We start from the raw sequence: 18,051 nt of genomic DNA on the forward strand, positions 1-18,051 counted from the left end.
AACACCCGTCGCGGCCGCGCCGCCGATCGTGACGGCCGTGGCACCCGTGAAGTTGGTGCCGGTGATCGTCACACTGGTACCGCCAGCCGTAGTGCCGCTGGTCGGGCTGATCGCCGTGACGGTGGGGGCTGGGGTGGCAATGCTTGCAAATCGACCCTCAATACCGGCGTTGCCTGCGCCGTTCGATTGGTCATCCGTCCACACACCAATGATCCCGCCACTTCCTTGCTCTGCCAGGGCAAGGTGGGATTGCCCGCCACGACGGTGAGCATTGATCTGTAGCGGTGATGCGTCGGCCGCGGTCCCGCTGGCATCGTAACGGCGTGCGAAGACACCACTAGACCCGTAACTGTAGTCTCCGACGTCGGATGTCCAACCGACGGCAAATCCACCGTTAGCCAGATGGGTAACCGTGACCACCGGAGTATAGAAATCTGCGGCCGTTATGACCGCAACGGTCGATTCGGAGCCTTGTCGATTGCCGCTATTGTCGTAGCGCGAAAACTTGACGTACTGCGGTGTCGAGGCATCGACATAAACGTCGGCATAAGCGACCACAAATCCACCACCGGTGAGCGCAGCAACGGAGGCCGACGGTGAATAATCTGCACTGGAGTTCACATTGACGGAACCAGAAAGAGCCGTGCCATTGAAGATATTCATCTTCACGTAGCCGCTCCCGCCAGTATCGGCCCATGTAGACACAAATCCGCCACTTGCCAGCGCCGCAACGCCGATCCCGGACGTGGCAGACTGTGCGTAGTCATTTGAGCTCAAAGGCTGCTCGGTGGTATCGATGGCGGTGCCCGTTGAATCAAAACGCCGATAAGCCCTCAGTCCGGTGTCATCGCTGCCTGACGAATTCCACACAACGACAAAGTTGTCGTTAGACAAGGTCGCAAGAACGGCATCACGCTGCTCGTGAAAGGTGGTGGTGTTGGCCGTGATTTCGCTACCAAGCGCTCCATTCGCCTCAACGATACGGAACACCACGTCGCCCGTGTTGCTTTGTGCCGTGGCTGTTTGGTAAGCGACGACGAAGCGACCGTTGGCCAGCGCCGTGACGCTGGGGTTGATTTGGTCGATGGTGTCTTGCGGGCTGATTTGAAATTCGCTGCCTTGGGCCGTGCCGTATTGGTCGAAGATGCGGCCCATGATGCTGCCGGTGCTGCCGGTGGTGTCTCCCTGACCGGCCGAATGCCAGACGACCACGTAGTTCCCAGTGCTCAACTTAGCGATAGCCGGCATATCCTGTGCGCCAGCCGTGGTGGTATTGATGGCAACGTCGCCGCTGAACCCGGCTATCGTGGTGTTTTCATCAACAACGGTAAAAGTCAAAACCTTGGAATACCCCTGCCCATTGAGCGGGTTACCACTGCTGTCGGTTTGAAAATAGTCGTTGAAACGCGCCGTGACCGTGAACGTCTGTCCGATGGCTGGCAAGGTGCCACTGCCGATGCTGAGAGTTGCCGTGTTCGCAGAGCTAGGGGTCTGAGACAAGGTGACCAAATTGGAAACAGATTGACTGTCAATGGTCCAAAAGCCGCCCGTGGTGTAGCCTGTATCCGTGGGCTTTAGTGTGGCAATTGCGTTGCCCTGAGTGGAGTCAGAAAGAACAAAAGTGGCATCCGACTTGATGTCTGTGGGAGCCAGATCCATGTTGACGAAAAAATTCGTTGTGGTATTTCCTGCACCACTGTGCCAACCGATATGCCCATTAGGCGTGGTAGTGGAGTCTCCCGCATTGGTATCGCGGTAGCGGTAAAGGCAATTGCTCGGTCCGGTATAGCCATTGCTGCCAGAGAGTGCGGTCCAGGTGCCTCCGCTGTCTGTGCTGTACTCAACGACACCACGTGAGATGCCGCTTGCAAAAGCACCGGTCAAAAACAGGTTGGTCCCACGATTTTCGGACCAGACAGTCCCGACCTGACCTGGGCGTGCATAGACACCGGTGGCATTGCTGAAATTGGGGCCGAGCACACTGTCATACCGTGAAAGCTCCAACGCACTCAGTAGGGTCGAATTTTCGACAACACCGATCTGGCGCTCCAATGCCCAATCCCCGCCTAGCGCCGCACTGCCCGTCAGGTTTTCCGAAGCAGCCACATCGGCACCGGTCGCCTGCGCGAGTTCTCCGATAAACGCCGCCCCCACCGAACCCTCAGCCACGTTGCAGCCGTAAACAAGCAAATCGCCATCCGCAGTCAGCGCATGGCCAATACTGGCCAGCGTGTCGGTGTGCTGGTTCAGGTTTTTGCCATCGAGCGTTAGCGTCCCCAAATTGATCGACCCGCTGCTGCCATGGCTCAGCAGGTGTACAGCGGCCACGCTGCCTGGTTCTTTCTGGGCTAGGTACTCGGCCATCTGGGCCAGTCCATCTTTTCGACTGTCCAGAACCACTGTTTCCATCCCACGCTGCTTTGCACCGGCAACCAGTGTCTGAAAATCGGTCAGATTGTTTTCGATGAAAGCGATCTGCTGGGGTCTGGCAGAGGCCGCAGAAGGGAGTGCTACCACACAAAGAAACAAGGCCGCAAGCGACACCAACAAAAGAAAATATTTTCGCAGTATCACCACGGAATGGTCCCTCCAACTGGGCATGTGAGTGCCGCGTGGAGCGGCTTTATCTTTACATTCTATTCTTTAAACAAAGAAGATCGCTTGACTTCCATTTTTTAGCTAGAACAAAAAATAGTAGGGTTAATTAGAGAATGCGCTCTAAAAATTTTTTTAGGTGATTTTCTGACTAAGGTCCGAAAAGCAAACAGGCAGACTATGGCGCGTTAGGGCAACCCATGGGTCAACTTGACCTACTTCAGCCTACAGAGACAAGGAAGTCCAGCGAGGCGAGGAAAGACGCTTGACAGGTGCTAGTGGTCATTCTCCAAGTCCAACGCAGCAACGAACAAGTGATGCGTGATAACTGTGGCGTGCGGCTGCGCGCAATGGGTCCATCCCAAGCTGAGGAGCGGTTGACGCTGCCGAGCAGAGCAACTGCTAAGACTGGCTTATATGGACACCGCCCGGATTACAAGTGACTTGGATGCGTAAGGGATCGGGAGGCAGGGCTGCAGTCTCATATCCGGCCTGTTGTGCAGGCGGTGCCTGCTGGCCCTGATGGCATTCGCTGATGAGGTTCCCATCTAACACTCGAGCTTGAAGCTCTCGGTTCTTATCGGAGTATCCCCATCACGGTCCAACCTGTCTGTCCCATCACACACTTGACGTCGCTTGCTCTCCTCAAACAGTAGTTTTCGAATTTCCGATCAAAGCCCCGTCATACGGTGCCCTGCCATGCATTGGGGTTCCAGGACTGGCCCTTGATGAGCACAGCCCAGATGGTGCGTGCCAGTTTGTTGGCAACTGCGGCGACCACCACGTTGTGTGGCCGGCGCTTGAGCATTTCCGTCAGCCATGGCCACGTGCTGCCTTCCTTGCATTTGAGTGCCACTGACCGTGCGGCATGCATCAGCAGTGTCCTCAGGTAGGCATCGCCTCGCTTGCTGATACCCAGCTGCCTGATGCGGCCCCCAGTCCCGGTTTGCCGAGGCACAAGGCCAACCCAGGCAGAGAACTCCCTGGCATCTTTGAACGCTTGCGGGTCGCCCATGCTGGCCACGACCGCCGTTGCGGTAAGTAGCCCCACGCGTGGAATCTGCGCGATGGCCTGGAACGAAGGGGATTCGCGCAATTGCTGCGCAAGCCTGCGTTCGATCCTATCAATGTCCTCAGTATTTTGTTTGATGCGTCGCACCTGCTCATCCAAACTGTCCATCAGCATGGCCGGCAAACGCTGCCTTGCTTCGTTCAACGTGTCTGGCAGCGCCAGGAGTAGTTGCATATGCCCTTCAGGCAGGACGATGCCGAACTCGTACAGGATTCCCCTCAGTTCGTTGGTTTGCATGATGCGCGACTTCATGAGCTGCACCCGAATGCGATGCAGCGACAAGACGACCTGTTGGGCCTCGGTTTTCACGAGTACAAAACGCATGCCTGGTTGTTGGCATGCGGTCCAAATGGCCTGCGCGTCGGCCGCGTCCGTTTTGTTACGTTGGACAAAGGGGCGAACTTTACGCGGGGAGATGAGCCGCACCTCATGCCCGAATCGCTGCAGCGAGCGAGCCCACTCGTGAGCTCCGCCACAAGCCTCCATCACGACCAGTGCTGACCCTGTCCCAGTTTCAGTACCGCTCAGAAGTAGAAACTTCCGGCCTCTCTGACATCGCAGTTGCTGCCTGCAGGCAGCAACGGCGGGCGAATTCAGCGGGTGTGGCCCACTCCAGCGCAGAGTGGGGACGACTCTCGTTGTAGTACCTGCGCCACGCTTCGATTTTGGTCTGTGCATCCGCCAATGACAAGAACCAACTCGCGTTCAGGCACTCCTGCCGCAGTCGACCATTGAAGCTCTCCACTGCCGCGTTGTCTGTCGGTTTGCCTGGCCGGCTGAAGTCCAACTCAACGCCGCGCTCGTAGGCCCATTTGTCCATCACCTTGGAGATGAACTCGCTTCCGTTGTCTGTCTTGATCGTGCCTGGTATGCCACGTTGGACACAGACGTCGCTGAGCGTTCGCACGACCTCTTCCCCCTTCAAGCTCTGGCCAACCTCGATGGCCAGGCACTCCCTGGTGAACAGATCTACGACCGTCAGCATGCGCAGCTTTCGGCCGTCAAACAACGCATCGGCCACGAAGTCCATGCTCCAGATTTCATTCATGGCGTGGGCCAACTGCTTAGGCTGGCGTAACTTGGCCGCTTTGTTGCGCCGCGGCCTTTTCAGGCGCAGCGACAGACCTTCTTCCCTGTACAAGCGGTAGACCCGTTTGACGTTGTCCCTGTGGCCCTCGCGACGAAGCATCACGTGCACCCGGCGGTAGTCCTTCCCGTGGGGAGTAGTAGAGGAGGAGGTCGCAGCGCTTCAGGCGTTTTACCGGCGCCATCTTGCCGAGACCGGCCTGGGCAAAGCCTCTTTCAATGGCCACCTTCACACGGTCGCGACTCGCGACACCGATCCAGCAAGTCATTGCACGTTACCTGAACTTGATGCCCGCTCAACGACCAGGCGCCACGCGGTGGTAGGGCGTCCGATCAGCGCACTCAACTGCCGGCCTCCGTCTTCCAGTGCCCCCCTCGACGCACCCGTATCCGCGTCCGCGATGAGTTCGGCGACGGGTTCGGGTAGCTTCATGTCGATGAGCATGCGTTTGTAAGCGGCCTCGGGCATGTCCCTGTAGGCGACGGGTTTGCCGGCGGCGGCCGAGATCGCCCCAGCGAAGTCGGCCAGGGTATAGCTCTCGTCACCGGCCAGCTCATAGATGCGGCCGACCTGGCCTGCAGACGTCAACACGACGGCGGCGGCCTCGGCGAAGTCAGCACGTGTTGCAGTCGAGAAACGTCCTTCGCCTGCGCAGCCGAGCACTGCACCGTACTGAAGCGCCGGTGGAATGAGGTGCATGTGGTTCTCCATGTACCACCCGTGTCGAAGCAGGACATAGGGAACGCCTGACGCCTCAAGGATCGCTTCGGTCCGGCGATGGTCGTCACCGAAGCCGAGTGCAGACGTATCGGCGTGAAGCAGGCTTGTATAGGCCAGCAGCCCTACTCTCGCAGCTTTGGCCGCGTTGATGACATTCTCGTGCTGAGCGCAGCGTCCATCGTCCGCACTGGACGAGATCAGCAGCAGCCGGTCTATCCCATGAAACGCTGCGACAAGCGTGTCGGGCTGCGCATAGTCCGCGACGCGGATTTCGATACCCTGGACAACAAACTGCTTGGCGACCTCGTGATCCGGCGATCGGACGCCCGCCACGATACTTTGTGCGGGAGCCCGCTTCAGCAGTTCATGGATCACTAGGCGCCCGAGCTGCCCAGTTGCGCCTGTGACGAAAAGTTGAGATTGATTGGAACTCGCCATGGCTTTTCCTTAGGGGTTGGAATGAAGATCACTGAGCGCGAATGTGGTGATCTCTGAAGATGAAATCTTGCGACGGTCTCTTCTGATGTGCAGCACTCAAGACCTCACAACCGTATGAGGCGTAATCGTGTAACCAAAGGGGTCACGGAACGCAAAGTAGCGGCCGAACGGCCCGTCTTTTGGTGCGAAGACAATTTCTGTCCCGTGCTCGACAAGATGTTCATGTAGCGCATCAGCGTCGTCGCAACCGAACCAGATTGCGATCCCCTCTCCGAGCCCACCTGTCCCTTTTAGCTCCGCAATGGGCGTTCGAATAGCGAATGGAATTGGCTTTGTGTCGAAGACGACCGCGCCGGGAGGGCTAAAGGCGGCGACTGCCAGTCCAAGGACTTCTGCATAGAAAGTCCGCGCGGCTTCGAGATCTTTGGTTTGTATGCCGATGAAATCGGGTCCGATGAGATGAGACATTGCAGGGTTCCTTTGGTTAAATAAAGTAGCATATCAATGCACTGATACTAATATAAGGACACTGACATGTCTAGATCAAAAGTCTCCCCTGAAATGAGCGATCCGTATGCGACGATCGGCTTTGCGTTGAAGTTGGCCCAACAGGCCCTTCGCGCTCGGCTCGATGCAGGACTGCGAGAGATCGGCCTAACCACGCCTCAATATGCGGCTCTTACACTACTCAAGAAGGAGGCCGGGGCGTCGAACGCTGTGCTTGCGCGCCGCGCGTTTGTGACGCCACAAACGATGCAGGGCATCCTCGTTGCTCTTGAGCGTGCAGGTTTCATCTCGCGGACTGCACATCCTGAACATGGACGGGTTCAAATGACGGAGCTAACGGCATTGGGACGTGACGTACTGGAAGCAGCTGGTGGGATCGTGGCAGACGCTGAGACCCGTCTACAGAGCGCTTCTGCCCCGATCGACTCAAAGGCAGTCGCAGCGCTGCTACGACGACTCGCAGAGGCGCTCCGTTGATAGAGGAATCAAGGGGTGGCCCAAGAAGCATGAATCTTCGACCAGCTGGGTAGGCTCGAACACCTGCTTCTTGCTGCCCACTTTCAAGATGGACTTGGCCCGTCAATCCAAGTTCTCAATTCTTGAACAGGTCCAAATTGATTGCATTGCCCATCGCGGCATATCCCGCTGCGTTGGGATGCACGTTGTCACAGTTGAACTCAGGCTTGATGGTCTCAGCACCTGTCGTGGACTTTCCTCCACCGACCATCAGCCCATCAAAATCAATCACGCCGTCAAAGCGGCCAGGAGTACGAATCCAGGCATTCACCTCAAGCCGCACTTTTTCCTGTTCCGCCGTAAGACCTCCAGTTGGGGCACCACGGGGGATGATCGTCCCTGCAATCACTTTCAGACCACGTGCTCGGAGGCTGTCCAATACTTGCTGTGACCCAGCAATCAGTGTTGCCGAAGAAGCTCCACCTACGATGTCGTTGGTGCCTTCAAAGAAAATTACGTGACTGACGCCCGAAAGCGCCAGCACGTCTCGGTCCAAACGGTCTAACGCCGACGGTCCGAAACCTCCAGCTAACACAACACGATTTCCCAATATGCCCGCGTTAGCAACGGCTTTTCGCTGATCTTCGGGTAGGGCCGCGAGGCGATTGGCCAGAATGTCGGTCCAGCGTTGATATTGATCCATCACTGCGACGCCTCCAGTCAAAGTTCCACCGTTGGTCGTTGTGCTACAAAAGCCGTCCGTGATTGAATCGCCTAGCGTGACGATCGTTCCACGCATTGTTGACATGACGTCAACGGCGCCCACCCAGTAGACTGGGTAGGCGGCGATGGCTGTTCCCGTCAATACTGGATTCACGGGACTGAAGCCTTTCCCCTCCACTGAATTAGCCAAGTTGCCCTGTGCAATGAAGTTGTTGGTCAGGCCCAACGTGTGTGCACTCGCATCGGTTGCTGAGCTCGCATGCAGGCTGATGGCCAAGCGCTGGAAGGCATTTACAGGCAGATTGACGGCATCGCTCCAAGCCTGCGCACCAGGTGCCAGAGTGAGCGAGGCATTGCCATTGAAGGTCATTCGTACGTTGATGCCGTCGACCGTTGCACCAATACCAGCCACTCCGACATAGGCCGCAGAGAAAGTGACCGGCGCAGTGCCCACGGAGTTTTCAATGCGCACGCGCACTGCATTGCCTGCTGCCGTCGGACGCACAATCATTCTCACCGTACTGTCTGAAAGGTTCGCTGGTGTCTCAGGACGGTTGTGCGACGCAGCCCAGGATGTGAGCCAACTACCGCTGCTGCTGCTGCTGCCGCCGCAAGCTGATAGCAGCGTGGTACCGACCAAGGCCAAGGTGACCATCCACAAAGTCGACCAGGACGTTATTGGACTGTGGCCGCGCTGGCGCTCACCTCTAATTTGAGTATTGCTTTCCGTTTGGAACATACATTTCTCCATTGTTTGTCTAGCACGATTTGTATCAGCACACTGATATTAATATCAGCGCACTGATATCAAACGAGGACTAACCCGAAGACGAACGTTTGTATGGAGTCATCGGAGCGAGCACGGATTGCATCGGCACCGACGCTGTCAAGTGGCTGCGCTGATGTTGCTATCCGAGCCGCGATTTGCTTCGTTCCTGGATTAACGAACTGGCCCTCGACTCCCGGCAGCCCGTTGTCGGCAGGGCAGTCAGCGCACCTCGGCCGCCGGAACTGAAGAAGCTGGCGGTCCTTGAACCGTGCACTCGCGAGGGAAGTGCGCAGGTGGTTGCCCAGAAGCTTGGTGTGAGCAGGCCGACGTTGTACAACTGGAAGAATCAGCTTCTGGGGCGTGAGGCCCCTGCTTCAATGAAACACACCCATCAATCCCCGCAGCAACGAGAGCGCGACGAACTCGAGCTGCAAGTAGCTGCATTGCGCCGCGAGGTCCGGCAATTGAGGACCTCTTGAATAAGGTCCATGAACTGTTAAAAAAAGGCCTGGGCGTCAATCTGCAGCTCCTCAGCAACAGGGAGAAGGCACTGCTGATTGACGCCCTGAGAGAGCAATACGGCCTCCCAGAGCTCCTCGCGCAGGTAGGGCTGGCCCGTAGCTCGTACTTCTACCACCGGGCCCGTACAGCGGTGGGCGACAAATACCTCTAGGTCCGGCAGTCCATTACTGAGATCTTCGAGTCGAATCACCGGTGCTACGGCTAGGGAACAAGAGCAAGGAGCTCGGTGTGCAGATGGGAACCTCGTCAGCGAAAACCATCAGGGCCAGCAGGCTTACCAGCTTGCACAACAGGCCGGATATAAGACTGCAGCCCTGCCTCCTGAATCGTCACACACACGAGTTCTTGCAATCCGGGAGGCGCCCATATAAGACGTTCCCTAACTGACCTCCATGTAGATGAGCCCCAAATCGTATAACACGCCATCCGAAAGTTCGCACCGCCCGCCCACGATGGCTTGCGTTGGGACCTCATCCGCAGGTCAAATCTGTCTTGACGCATCGCTTTAAATGAAACATCATTAGTTACATGAAACGAGATAGCCGCCTGTCTTCCGTGCTGCATGCGCTGCTGCACATGGCCGAGCAGGATGGACCGGTCACCTCCGAGACCTTGGCCCAATGCCTGGGCACCAACCCCGTCGTCGTCCGGCGCACCATGGGGTATCTGCGCGAAGCGGGCATCGTTACGTCCGATCGCGGCCACGCGGGCGGATGGCGCATCCATGCCGACTTGGGCTCGGTCACCCTGCGCCAGTTGCACGAGGCGTTGGGTGAGCCGGCCGTGTTTGCCGTTGGCAACCGCAATGAGACACCGGAGTGCCTGGTCGAGCAATCGGTAAATGCCGCGCTCGAGGGCACGTTTGCCGAGGCCGAGGCGCTGCTCCTGAAGCGGTTCTCCGAAATTACCCTCGCCGATCTGGCCGCGGACTTTTCGCGACGGCACGCGGCTGCACGACGCAAAAGGAGTTGAGCATGCACCACGACGTCATCGTCATCGTCATCGACGGAAGCTACGCGGGAATAGCCGCGGCCATGCAACTGGTGCGGGCGCGCAGGTCCGTGCTCGTGATCGATGCGGGCGAGCGGCGCAACCGCTTCGCCAGCCATTCCCTCGGGTTTCTCGGCCAGGATGGTGTTGCCTCCGGCGAAATAGCGGCGAGCGCGCGCCACCAGGTCGAAGCCTATCCGACGCTGACGTGGCTTGAAGGCCGGATCGATGCCATCACAGGGCAGGTGGATGAATTCAATGTCACGACGTCCGATTGCGTATCGCACCAAGGCCGCCGCATCCTGGTGGCCACCGGCGTGGCCGACCAGCTACCTGCCGTCGAAGGCCTCGCAGTGCGCTGGGGCGAGGCGGTCTTCCATTGCCCGTACTGCCATGGCTACGAGCTCGGCCAGGGTCGCATAGGCATCGTCGCCACCGGCCCGATGTCCATCCACCAGGCTGAACTGCTGACTGATTGGGGCGATGCGACCTTGCTGGTCAACGGCGCTGTGGAACTGAGTCAGGAAGCCAGGTCCGCGCTGGAGCGACGGGCCGTGACGATCGAGGAAGCGCCCATTGGCAGGATCGAAGGAACGGCAGACGTGGTGATGGCCGACGGGCGGTTGCTGCGCTTTGCGGGTCTGTTCACCGCGACGCGCACATCTCCCTCCAGTTCTCTGGCCGAAGTGGTAGGCAGCGTGCTGGAAGAGACGCCCATGGGAGTTCAGGTGCGCACCGATTCCGAGAACAAGACTTCAGTCACTGGGATATTTCCCTGCGGCGATGTAGCGCGGGCGCCTCAATCCGTGTCGCTGGCCGTGGGCAGCGGCGCCATGGCAGGCACCCAGGTCCACCGTTCGTTGCTTTGGCCCGAAACCATCGCACCCGTGCAAACGGAAGGCGGCTGCCGATGACCCCGTTTTCCGACCCGGCGGCCGTATCGAGCTATGCAGAGAGAACCGCGAGGATAGTGCCCGGCCTTCGGGACTTGCACAGGATGGCGGGTGTACTGCTGGCCGAACGTGCGCCAGCTGACGCACGCATCCTGGTGCTCGGCGCCGGCGGCGGGCTCGAGCTGAAGGCCTTCGCCGAGATGCAGTCCGCCTGGCACTTCGACGGCGTGGACCCTTCTGCCGAGATGCTCGACCTGGCCCGCACGACCCTCGGGCCTATGACGCCTCTTGTGCGCCTGCACGAAGGCTATATCGACAGTGCGCCCATCGGGCCTTTCGATGGCGCGACCTGTCTTCTGACGCTTCACTTTCTGCCGCCGGTCGAACGCCTCGGAACCTTGAAGGAAATCCACTTGCGGCTCAAACCCGGTGGCCCCCTTGTCGTTGCACATCATAGCTTTCCCAGCGAGGATCCCGTCAGGGACAGATGGCTCGCGCGCAATGCGGCGTTCGCGGCTGCATCCGGCGTGCCTATCGCACAGGCCGAAGGCAGCATCGCTGCGATCAAGGAGCGGCTACCCGTACTTTCACCCCAGCAGGATGCCGATCTGCTTCGCGAGGCCGGATTCACTCATATCGAACTTTTCTATTGCGCATTCACCTTCAAGGGCTGGGTCGCCCGCAGACCATGAGGGATCAGGCCAACTGGCCGCGTGGTGGCACGATGTCAGCCTCCGCATCGTCCTGGGCAGTTGCCGCCTTTTCTTTCCATGGCCTGCCGGTTCTTACCATGGCATTCAGAATGATCAGTAGCTTGCGCATGCAAGCCACGATGGCGACCTTTTTGGGCTTGCCTGCTGCTACCAGCTGCTCATAGCAGGTTCGGTTGTGCCGCATCACCACGATTGCCGCCATGTAGAGAGCGCTGCGCGCTGTTACCCGACCAGTCGCAGACATGCGCTCAGGACTGACGTACGGGCTTGGAAGCACCGAGGGATAACGAGCTACATGCTGCGGCCAATCGCCGGTGCCAAACGGCACCGGGCGCGAACGGCACTCCGATTACGTGGAATGGGATAAACAAGGGATCAAAGCCGGATGGCTGCGATTCGGCACAAAGCGTGGGGCGCAGCCCGCGAGCCCGACGGCGGCGCGCCGGGACGCTCGTTACGAACGACGACGGCATTCGCGGCAGGGATTTTCTGGGCGACAGCAGCGTAAAGATCAACGTTCATCTGCTGCGTCTGAATGGACACTAGAAGGCTATACCGTGCTGGCAGGCCATAGCGTTCCAGCACAGGCCGCGTCCGCCACCACCCTGCCGAAGGATAGACGGCGACGAAGCCACGGCTGGCTAATTCAGCAGCCGTGCCTTTCCAGACATCCTGGTGCAGCGATCCACGATGTCGTTGCCGTTCACCCAGTAGCCAGTTGGAATCAGAGGGATTCACTGGGGCGCCCTCATTCCCGCACACAAAGCCGACGCTGCGCCGGTGGCGTTGCTGGTGGTGAACAAGCGATTCAGCGGCTGGTTGTGGGTCGTCAGCACGTTCAGGCTGGCCATGTCAACCGCGCCAAGATCATCCTTGGCCGCATTGCCACCTTCCAGCACCACTTCGGGGTTCAACGGCCATGCTCGATCCCACGTTCTAGTTGTCGTTGTGAAGGGACTGAGGCCACCGGCTTCAGCGACTGGATTCAAGGACGCATGTCCTTCTGTGTCGATCTTGTCGGTGCAAGCGCCCACCGTGATCGCGTTCCATGCTTGGCCGGGGTCATGCACAAGATTGGTGGAAAGGCTACCAGGGCGCGCAAAAGCACCCTGATGCCAAGGCCGGCGTGAATTGGAACGTGGCCACGCGCCCAGGCCAGCGCCGGGCGCTGGACAAGAATGACCCCAGGCAACGCCACATCGACGAAATCGAGCGCATCAAGTCACGCATCCGAGCCAAGGTGGAGCACCCGTTCAGGGTCGTCAAGCACCAGTATAGGCACGTGAAAGTGCACTACCGCGGGCTGGCCAAGAACACGGCGCAGTTGCACACGCTGCTTGCGTTGGCCAATCTGTGGATGGCAAAGCGCAAACTCATGAGAGTTGCGGCATGAGCGCGTCTGCTACACGCCAAATCGGCATGGGCGGCGCCGATTCGCGCCGGCAGTGGGCAAATCGACGGAGTTAGATGGGCTGTAAACCAGCGGCAATCCTTATGACCCGCCCACTGCCGCGTTCAACTCATATTTGTGCAGATGGCATGGACGTCTCCACCTACACCGCTAATGAACGCGTAGGCCTATGACCAGATTCAGGCAGGGCCTCGCGGTAACAGCATCAAAGTGCCAAAGTGGAAGTTCGTCGCAACCACTTGAAAACCGGAGGCCCCACCATGCAATCTTCCCCAGTTCTGCCTGTGATCGGAATGGATATTGCCAAGAACGTGTTCCAGCTCCACATCGTAGACGCCAGCGACAGGCGTGGTCGAACGACACAAACTCAGGCGTGATCGGGTGCCTACATTCTTTGCCAATTGTCAGCGGTCGCTCGTCGCGTTGGAAGCCCGTGGCGGCGCCCACCATTGAGCAAGAACGCTGCAGGCATTGGGGCATGAAGTGAAGCTGCTACCAGCCAAACATGTCCGCCCCTTTGTACTGCGCGACAAGACCGATGCACGTGATGCCCAGGCCATCTGAGTGGCAGCCCAACAATGGCTTTGCTCGGAATCCAACCAACACTACCTGCGTGAGGCCCGAAAGGAAGCCCGCTGGATGAAGTGAGGTGCCTCGGATTTCACGTTCATCGCTCAACGTGCAACCAGGCACGACGGAACTCACCATCAGTCACCATCTGCAGGCCGCAGGCACATTGGAGTTGCACGCACGTAACGGATGGCCTAGGGCCTGTTAACACTAACCACTCAGACCATCGGCAACCAGTACGAAGTTGAGGAAGCCCATGAACATCGCATCGAGTTTCTCAAATCGGGAAAAGACTCGTCGGTAGCCTTTAAGGCGGCGGAATAAGCGCTCGACTTCGTTGCGGCGCTTGTACATGGCTTTGTCGTATTCTCAGGGGTCAAGCCGTGTCCTGGTAGGAGGCACAACCGGGATGAACCCCAAGTCAAGAGCCAACTGCCACGTCTCGTTGCCTTCGTATGCGCGGTCCATGAGCAAGTGAATGGGACGGTTTGTCGGCCCCAGGCTTTGCAGAAGGCGCCGCCCCTCGGGCGCATCATGCGCTTGTCCTGGCGACAGGCTGAAAGTTACGACCGTTCGCGCATCCGCGGCAACCAGATGAATCTTGGTGTTCCATCCGCCCCGAGATTTGCCGATGGACTGAGGACCGCTTTTTTTAGTGCGCCGGTCCCGTCGGGGTGGACCTTGATGCTGGTCGAATCAAGTGAGACCGCTTCAATGCGGATACGCACCACCTGCTGGCGTTGCAGCTCTTCAAACATCTTGTCCAGCACGCCCACCTTTTCCCAGCGGCGCATGCGCGTGTAGATGGTGTGCCAATTACCAAATCTCTTGGGTAGGCCCCGCCATTTGCAGCCATGCTCGGCGACGTAAAGCATCGCGTTGACGACCTGAAGGTTTGTCATGCTCACATTGCCACGCTGAGTGGGTAGGCAGTGTTCGATGCGCGCAAATTGTTCGGGCGTTATCTCCATGTGGCGAGTTTCACCGATTCCATACGTCTTGGGAATTAGTGTTAACACGCCCTAGTCCTCCGACTCGGTCAACTGTTGCGTTCCTTGAGCAACGGCCTACCGAGCCTGCTCGAACCTTTCAAGCTGAATATAGCTGCCCATGACATCGGCATGGAACAGAGCGGAAAGGTGACATGGAGAGCATTCACAAAGCAGTGGCGTTGGACAGCAACGCCTCCGCCGCTCATGGGTGCTGAGGCGAAACGGGGCTTCTGCCAGTCATGTCCATGGTGATCACCTCGAATCTTCCTGCTGAAGGATTCAGCAGCTCAGTGGAACACCCAGATCCGCCCTGGAATGCGTTTTGCGCTTTTTCGGCCTATTTCAAGCTGCCCATACCATGTCAATCCCCTATTTTCGGGTAAACAATACCATTTAAAATGGTATTTATGATAAATTCGGTTCAAGTCAAACTTGACCTAGCACTAGTATGTTTCAAATTCCTCAGTATGAAACAGCGAGCCCGCACCTGCGCGCTCTGTTGATCCGCCGCACCTGGGTTGGCATCGGTATCCTGGGGGTTTGTCTGGTGGCACTATCTATGTTCTGGCTTTACACAAGTCAGGCCAGCTTGAAGGCGCAGGCGTTTGGAATCGCCCGCAGTACTGCGCAGAGTCTGCAGAAGGCGATTGCGCTGGATTTACTGCGCCTGGACAGCGTCCTGGCCCGTGCCGAGTTGGCCCAACCACGGCATGCAGCCCCTCTGAGGGGGAAGTTAGTGCCGTTGCGCCAGATTCATGACACGCTGGACCGGGAACAGGGTCTGCTGGCTGTTGGGATTCTTGACTCAGCTGGTCAGCGAATCGGCCTAGCTGCACTGGAGGAGATTCCTGACTTGCCCGCGCTGGAGCATGAGATTTTTGATGCATTGCAGGCGTCTCGCTCGACGAAGCTGACGGTGCTGTCCCTGGTTCAACTGGCAGCGCCCAAGAACACCTGGGTGCTTCTGTTGGGTCGACGCAGGGTGTCTGCTGAGGATGGCGACGGCGGTGGTGAAGGGGCGGTCTATGGCCTGCTGGCCACCGCCCATTTTCAATCATTGATGGATTCGGTTGCACTGGGGCCACAAGGCGCCATTAGCCTGCGCTACACCCCCTCGATGCGGCTGCTTGCCCGCGAGACCTTCGAGCCGGACGATGATGCGCCAGAGCCGATCGGGAGCTTACGACTGTCCGACGATTTTCTTCGTGCATTGGCTCGCCAGACAGCTTCGGGCGAATTCACCGCCCACACCGCCATCGACCAAATCGAGCGCAACAACGTCTACCTGAGCGTGCCCCAACAGCCGCTGACAGTCATTGCTGGAGTGGCCACGGCGGGCTATCTGCGCCTTTGGCATCTTCAGGTGCTGCAGGTGACAGTATTGGCAGTGTTGGCAATTGGCGTGATCGCCTGGTGTGCCTGGCTGATCTATCGCGCCTGGGACCGCGAATCCACCCATGCCCAGGCCCTAGCGCGCCAGGGGCAACGCATCCAGGCGCTGCTGCGGACTGCCAGCGACGGCACCCATGTTCTGGATTCGAAGGGCACCCTGGTGGAGGTGGGGGACACTTTTTTGACATTGTTGGGCTATCGACGCGGGCAGTTGATCGGGCGTTCGGTGTCAACCTGGCTGCCGGGCTTTAGCTCGAGGCACGTGATGGTCTGGGGCAAGGTGCTTGATCGGCGGCCGAGCCTGCGTCGCGAAACCCTCTACCGGCGGGCCGACGGACAACAGATCTGCGTTGAGATCTACGCCTCCAAAGTGACAATCGATGGACAGGCTCTGGTATTCTGTTCGGCACGGGACATGACACACCGCAACGAACTGCAAGCCCAACTCAAGGCCTCCAACGACCGCGCCCAAGACCTCTGGGACAACGCGCCTTGTGCTTATCACGTGATGGATGAACAAGGTGTTTTTTTACAGGTTAATGCCACAGGTCAGCGCTGGCTGCAACAAGCGCCCGAAGATCTTATCGGCCGCCGGTCTTTGGCCGACTTCCTGGATGGCGCAGACCAGCAGGCCTTGGCGGGCCTGCTGGACAGGGTCAAGACCGATGGCCGCGCCCAAGACATCGAAGTGAACTTGCAGCTTGCACTTGGCGCGCCCCGACGCCGGGTCAGCCTCAGTGCAACCGCCATAGCCGAGGGGCTGGAGCCTCGCTGGCAGATCCGCACGGTGATGCATGACATCACCAGCATGTACTACCTGAAGCAGCAGCTTGATGGCCTAGTCAATGAACAGCAAGCCATGCTTGACAACGACCTGATCGGGATCGTAAAGCTGGTGGACCGAAAGGTGATCTGGATGAATCGGGGGATGACTCGGATCTTCGATTTCGATCAGAGCGAGCTGGTGGGGCAGCCGATACGCGCACTGTATGTCGATGAGGCCGCCTATGTCCGGGTCGGCGAACAGGCCTACGCCAAGTTGGAAGATCATGGCCGCTACCGCACCGAAATCCAGATGCGCAGCAAGAACGGGCAAGTGCTCTGGATCAAGGTGTTCGGCAGCTATCTGGCGGGCAAGGATGGCGAGTCGCTATGGTTGCTGGAAGATGTCACCCAAGCCCATCTACTGTTCGAGAAGATTGAGGCCCTGGCCTATCACGATGGCCTGACGGGCCTGCCCAACCGAAGAATGATGACGGATCGATTGGAGATCGCAATTGCGAACGCGCGCAGAAATGGGTTAGTCATTGGCGTGTGTTTTCTCGACCTAGATGGGTTCAAGGCCGTGAATGACCAACACGGCCACGAGGCCGGTGATTTACTGCTGCGGGAGATAGGCCGAAGGCTTGAACAAGAACTTCGGCCGGCGGACACGGTATGCCGTACCGGTGGCGATGAATTCGTACTGATTCTGAACCCCCTGGCGGCCAAGCCGGATCATGAGCAGGTCTTGAACCGCGTGTTGGCCTGCGTGCGCCGCACCTTTGTGCTGGACAGCGGCGTCGAGGTGCGGGTAGGGGCCAGCATTGGTGTGTCCTTCTTTCCAGACCACGGCAACACGGCAGACATGCTTCTGCGCAAGGCAGACCAGGCCATGTATGAAGCCAAGGCGAGTGGTCGGGGACGGATTTGTGTGAAGGCGCTGCCCTTACCCACGGCCAGCAACCCAGTCAGGACTGACGAGGTACCTGCGCCCTCCGCAGCCGACTGAACGCGGCCTCAGAGTATCGCTCTGCTCTTCCCGTCCGCTAACACCAAGTTTCACGCTCGGACTGAACGCTCCAGATCGGCACCCTGGCGGGCGTAGATCTGCAACAGGCAATACAGCGGCGTGTGATCGGCATACATGCTCATCAGCACATGGACCAGCAGGCCAGCACCAGCCATGCAGCGATTAACAGGACGCCTGCCGGCGCGCACCTGGCGTGCAAACCGGTGAGCCAAAGAGGCCTCCAACTCTTGCCAGGGCATGCGGTTGGCAAGCACCGCCAACGGGTGGCGCAGATCAATCATCTGGTCAAGGCGGTTGCGGAAGAAGTCAGCGGTCATGGTTGATCGGGCCTCAGGCAAAACTCCCAGGAATTGGGCTGTGGTGAATATTAAATTGGGAGTTCTGGGCTGAGGCAATGGCCTGCGGGGCC

General features: G+C 58.6%; 11 protein-coding genes and 7 pseudogenes. 8 read left to right on the forward strand and 10 right to left on the reverse strand.

Features of this window, described 5'->3' with window-relative positions; all coding sequences use genetic code 11:
- From AC3WUT_RS26845 to AC3WUT_RS26865, 5 genes and pseudogenes are all read right to left on the reverse strand, one after another.
- A partial coding sequence (locus tag AC3WUT_RS26845) for a DUF4347 domain-containing protein (protein ID WP_492350125.1) occupies nt 1-2,577 on the reverse strand: 2,577 nt, incomplete at its 3' end.
- 700 nt (nt 2,578-3,277) lie between these two features.
- Nucleotides 3,278-4,195, reverse strand: a complete 918-nt coding sequence (locus tag AC3WUT_RS26850) for an IS110 family RNA-guided transposase (RefSeq protein WP_492350167.1) — start codon at nt 4,193-4,195, stop codon at nt 3,278-3,280.
- Nucleotides 4,182-4,868: pseudogene (locus AC3WUT_RS26855) on the reverse strand (IS3 family transposase); the annotation flags it as partial. The gene AC3WUT_RS26850 and the pseudogene AC3WUT_RS26855, both read right to left, overlap by 14 nt.
- A gap of 150 nt (nt 4,869-5,018) precedes the next feature.
- Complete coding sequence (locus AC3WUT_RS26860; RefSeq protein WP_492350126.1) at nt 5,019-5,912, reverse strand: SDR family oxidoreductase; 894 nt, start codon at nt 5,910-5,912, stop codon at nt 5,019-5,021.
- Between the two features lie 96 nt (nt 5,913-6,008).
- A complete protein-coding gene (locus AC3WUT_RS26865) occupies nt 6,009-6,380 on the reverse strand; it encodes a VOC family protein (RefSeq protein WP_492350127.1) in 372 nt (123 codons plus the stop codon).
- Between the two features lie 66 nt (nt 6,381-6,446).
- Between AC3WUT_RS26865 and AC3WUT_RS26870 the strand changes: the two genes are divergently transcribed.
- A complete protein-coding gene (locus AC3WUT_RS26870; RefSeq protein WP_492350128.1) occupies nt 6,447-6,896 on the forward strand; it encodes a MarR family winged helix-turn-helix transcriptional regulator in 450 nt (149 codons plus the stop codon).
- Between the two features lie 115 nt (nt 6,897-7,011).
- On the opposite strand, the gene AC3WUT_RS26875 is transcribed toward AC3WUT_RS26870, so the two are convergent.
- Nucleotides 7,012-8,337, reverse strand: a complete 1,326-nt coding sequence (locus AC3WUT_RS26875) for a GDSL-type esterase/lipase family protein (protein WP_492350129.1) — start codon at nt 8,335-8,337, stop codon at nt 7,012-7,014.
- 170 nt (nt 8,338-8,507) lie between these two features.
- Between AC3WUT_RS26875 and AC3WUT_RS26880 the strand changes: the two are divergent.
- The 4 genes and pseudogenes from AC3WUT_RS26880 to AC3WUT_RS26895 form a co-directional block, all read left to right on the forward strand.
- Nucleotides 8,508-9,037 (forward strand): annotated as a pseudogene (locus AC3WUT_RS26880) (transposase); the annotation flags it as partial.
- Between the two features lie 380 nt (nt 9,038-9,417).
- The gene (locus AC3WUT_RS26885; protein ID WP_492350130.1) at nt 9,418-9,861 is read left to right on the forward strand and encodes an Rrf2 family transcriptional regulator; all 444 of its coding nucleotides are present in this window, start codon (nt 9,418-9,420) and stop codon (nt 9,859-9,861) included.
- A gap of 2 nt (nt 9,862-9,863) precedes the next feature.
- Entirely contained in the window at nt 9,864-10,793 is a 930-nt protein-coding gene (locus AC3WUT_RS26890) for an NAD(P)/FAD-dependent oxidoreductase (protein ID WP_492350131.1), read from the forward strand.
- Nucleotides 10,790-11,464 carry a class I SAM-dependent methyltransferase gene (locus tag AC3WUT_RS26895; RefSeq protein ID WP_492350132.1) on the forward strand — a complete coding sequence of 225 codons (675 nt, stop codon included), beginning with the start codon at nt 10,790-10,792 and terminating at the stop codon, nt 11,462-11,464. Before AC3WUT_RS26890 ends, AC3WUT_RS26895 begins: the two co-directional genes overlap by 4 nt.
- 4 nt (nt 11,465-11,468) lie before the next feature.
- Here AC3WUT_RS26895 and AC3WUT_RS26900 read toward each other — a convergent pair.
- Nucleotides 11,469-11,717: pseudogene (locus tag AC3WUT_RS26900) on the reverse strand (hypothetical protein); the annotation flags it as partial.
- A 502-nt stretch (nt 11,718-12,219) separates the two neighbouring features.
- A complete protein-coding gene (locus AC3WUT_RS26905; RefSeq protein WP_492350133.1) occupies nt 12,220-12,555 on the reverse strand; it encodes a S8 family serine peptidase in 336 nt (111 codons plus the stop codon).
- A gap of 14 nt (nt 12,556-12,569) precedes the next feature.
- On the opposite strand from AC3WUT_RS26905, the pseudogene AC3WUT_RS26910 reads away from it, so the two are divergent.
- Together AC3WUT_RS26910 and AC3WUT_RS26915 are read left to right on the forward strand one after the other, a co-directional pair.
- Nucleotides 12,570-12,878 (forward strand): annotated as a pseudogene (locus AC3WUT_RS26910) (transposase); the annotation flags it as partial.
- A 278-nt stretch (nt 12,879-13,156) separates the two neighbouring features.
- Nucleotides 13,157-13,457: pseudogene (locus tag AC3WUT_RS26915) on the forward strand (IS110 family transposase); the annotation flags it as partial.
- A 219-nt stretch (nt 13,458-13,676) separates the two neighbouring features.
- On the opposite strand, the pseudogene AC3WUT_RS26920 reads toward AC3WUT_RS26915, so the two are convergent.
- A pseudogene (locus AC3WUT_RS26920) lies at nt 13,677-14,437 on the reverse strand (IS5 family transposase).
- A 469-nt stretch (nt 14,438-14,906) separates the two neighbouring features.
- Between AC3WUT_RS26920 and AC3WUT_RS26925 the strand changes: the two are divergent.
- Nucleotides 14,907-17,621 (forward strand): diguanylate cyclase domain-containing protein, encoded by a 2,715-nt coding sequence (locus AC3WUT_RS26925; RefSeq protein WP_492350134.1) that lies wholly within the window; start codon nt 14,907-14,909, stop codon nt 17,619-17,621.
- A 53-nt stretch (nt 17,622-17,674) separates the two neighbouring features.
- Here the strand turns inward: AC3WUT_RS26925 and AC3WUT_RS26930 are convergent.
- Nucleotides 17,675-17,980, reverse strand: a pseudogene (locus AC3WUT_RS26930) (IS66 family transposase); the annotation flags it as partial.
- Nucleotides 17,981-18,051 lie beyond the last annotated feature (71 nt).

The organism is Curvibacter sp. EU05-FHT14A10 (assembly GCF_058791075.1).

What these genes read in the sequence shown, in the direction of transcription:
- AC3WUT_RS26860 (WP_492350126.1), bottom strand. Translation starts at nt 5,912, where the DNA reads ATGGCGAGTTCCAATCAATCTCAACTTTTCGTCACAGGCGCAACTGGG.
- AC3WUT_RS26885 (WP_492350130.1), top strand. Translation starts at nt 9,418, where the DNA reads ATGAAACGAGATAGCCGCCTGTCTTCCGTGCTGCATGCGCTGCTGCAC.
- AC3WUT_RS26865 (WP_492350127.1), bottom strand. Translation starts at nt 6,380, where the DNA reads ATGTCTCATCTCATCGGACCCGATTTCATCGGCATACAAACCAAAGAT.
- AC3WUT_RS26875 (WP_492350129.1), bottom strand. Translation starts at nt 8,337, where the DNA reads ATGTTCCAAACGGAAAGCAATACTCAAATTAGAGGTGAGCGCCAGCGC.
- AC3WUT_RS26870 (WP_492350128.1), top strand. Translation starts at nt 6,447, where the DNA reads ATGTCTAGATCAAAAGTCTCCCCTGAAATGAGCGATCCGTATGCGACG.
- AC3WUT_RS26925 (WP_492350134.1), top strand. Translation starts at nt 14,907, where the DNA reads ATGTTTCAAATTCCTCAGTATGAAACAGCGAGCCCGCACCTGCGCGCT.
- AC3WUT_RS26895 (WP_492350132.1), top strand. Translation starts at nt 10,790, where the DNA reads ATGACCCCGTTTTCCGACCCGGCGGCCGTATCGAGCTATGCAGAGAGA.
- AC3WUT_RS26890 (WP_492350131.1), top strand. Translation starts at nt 9,864, where the DNA reads ATGCACCACGACGTCATCGTCATCGTCATCGACGGAAGCTACGCGGGA.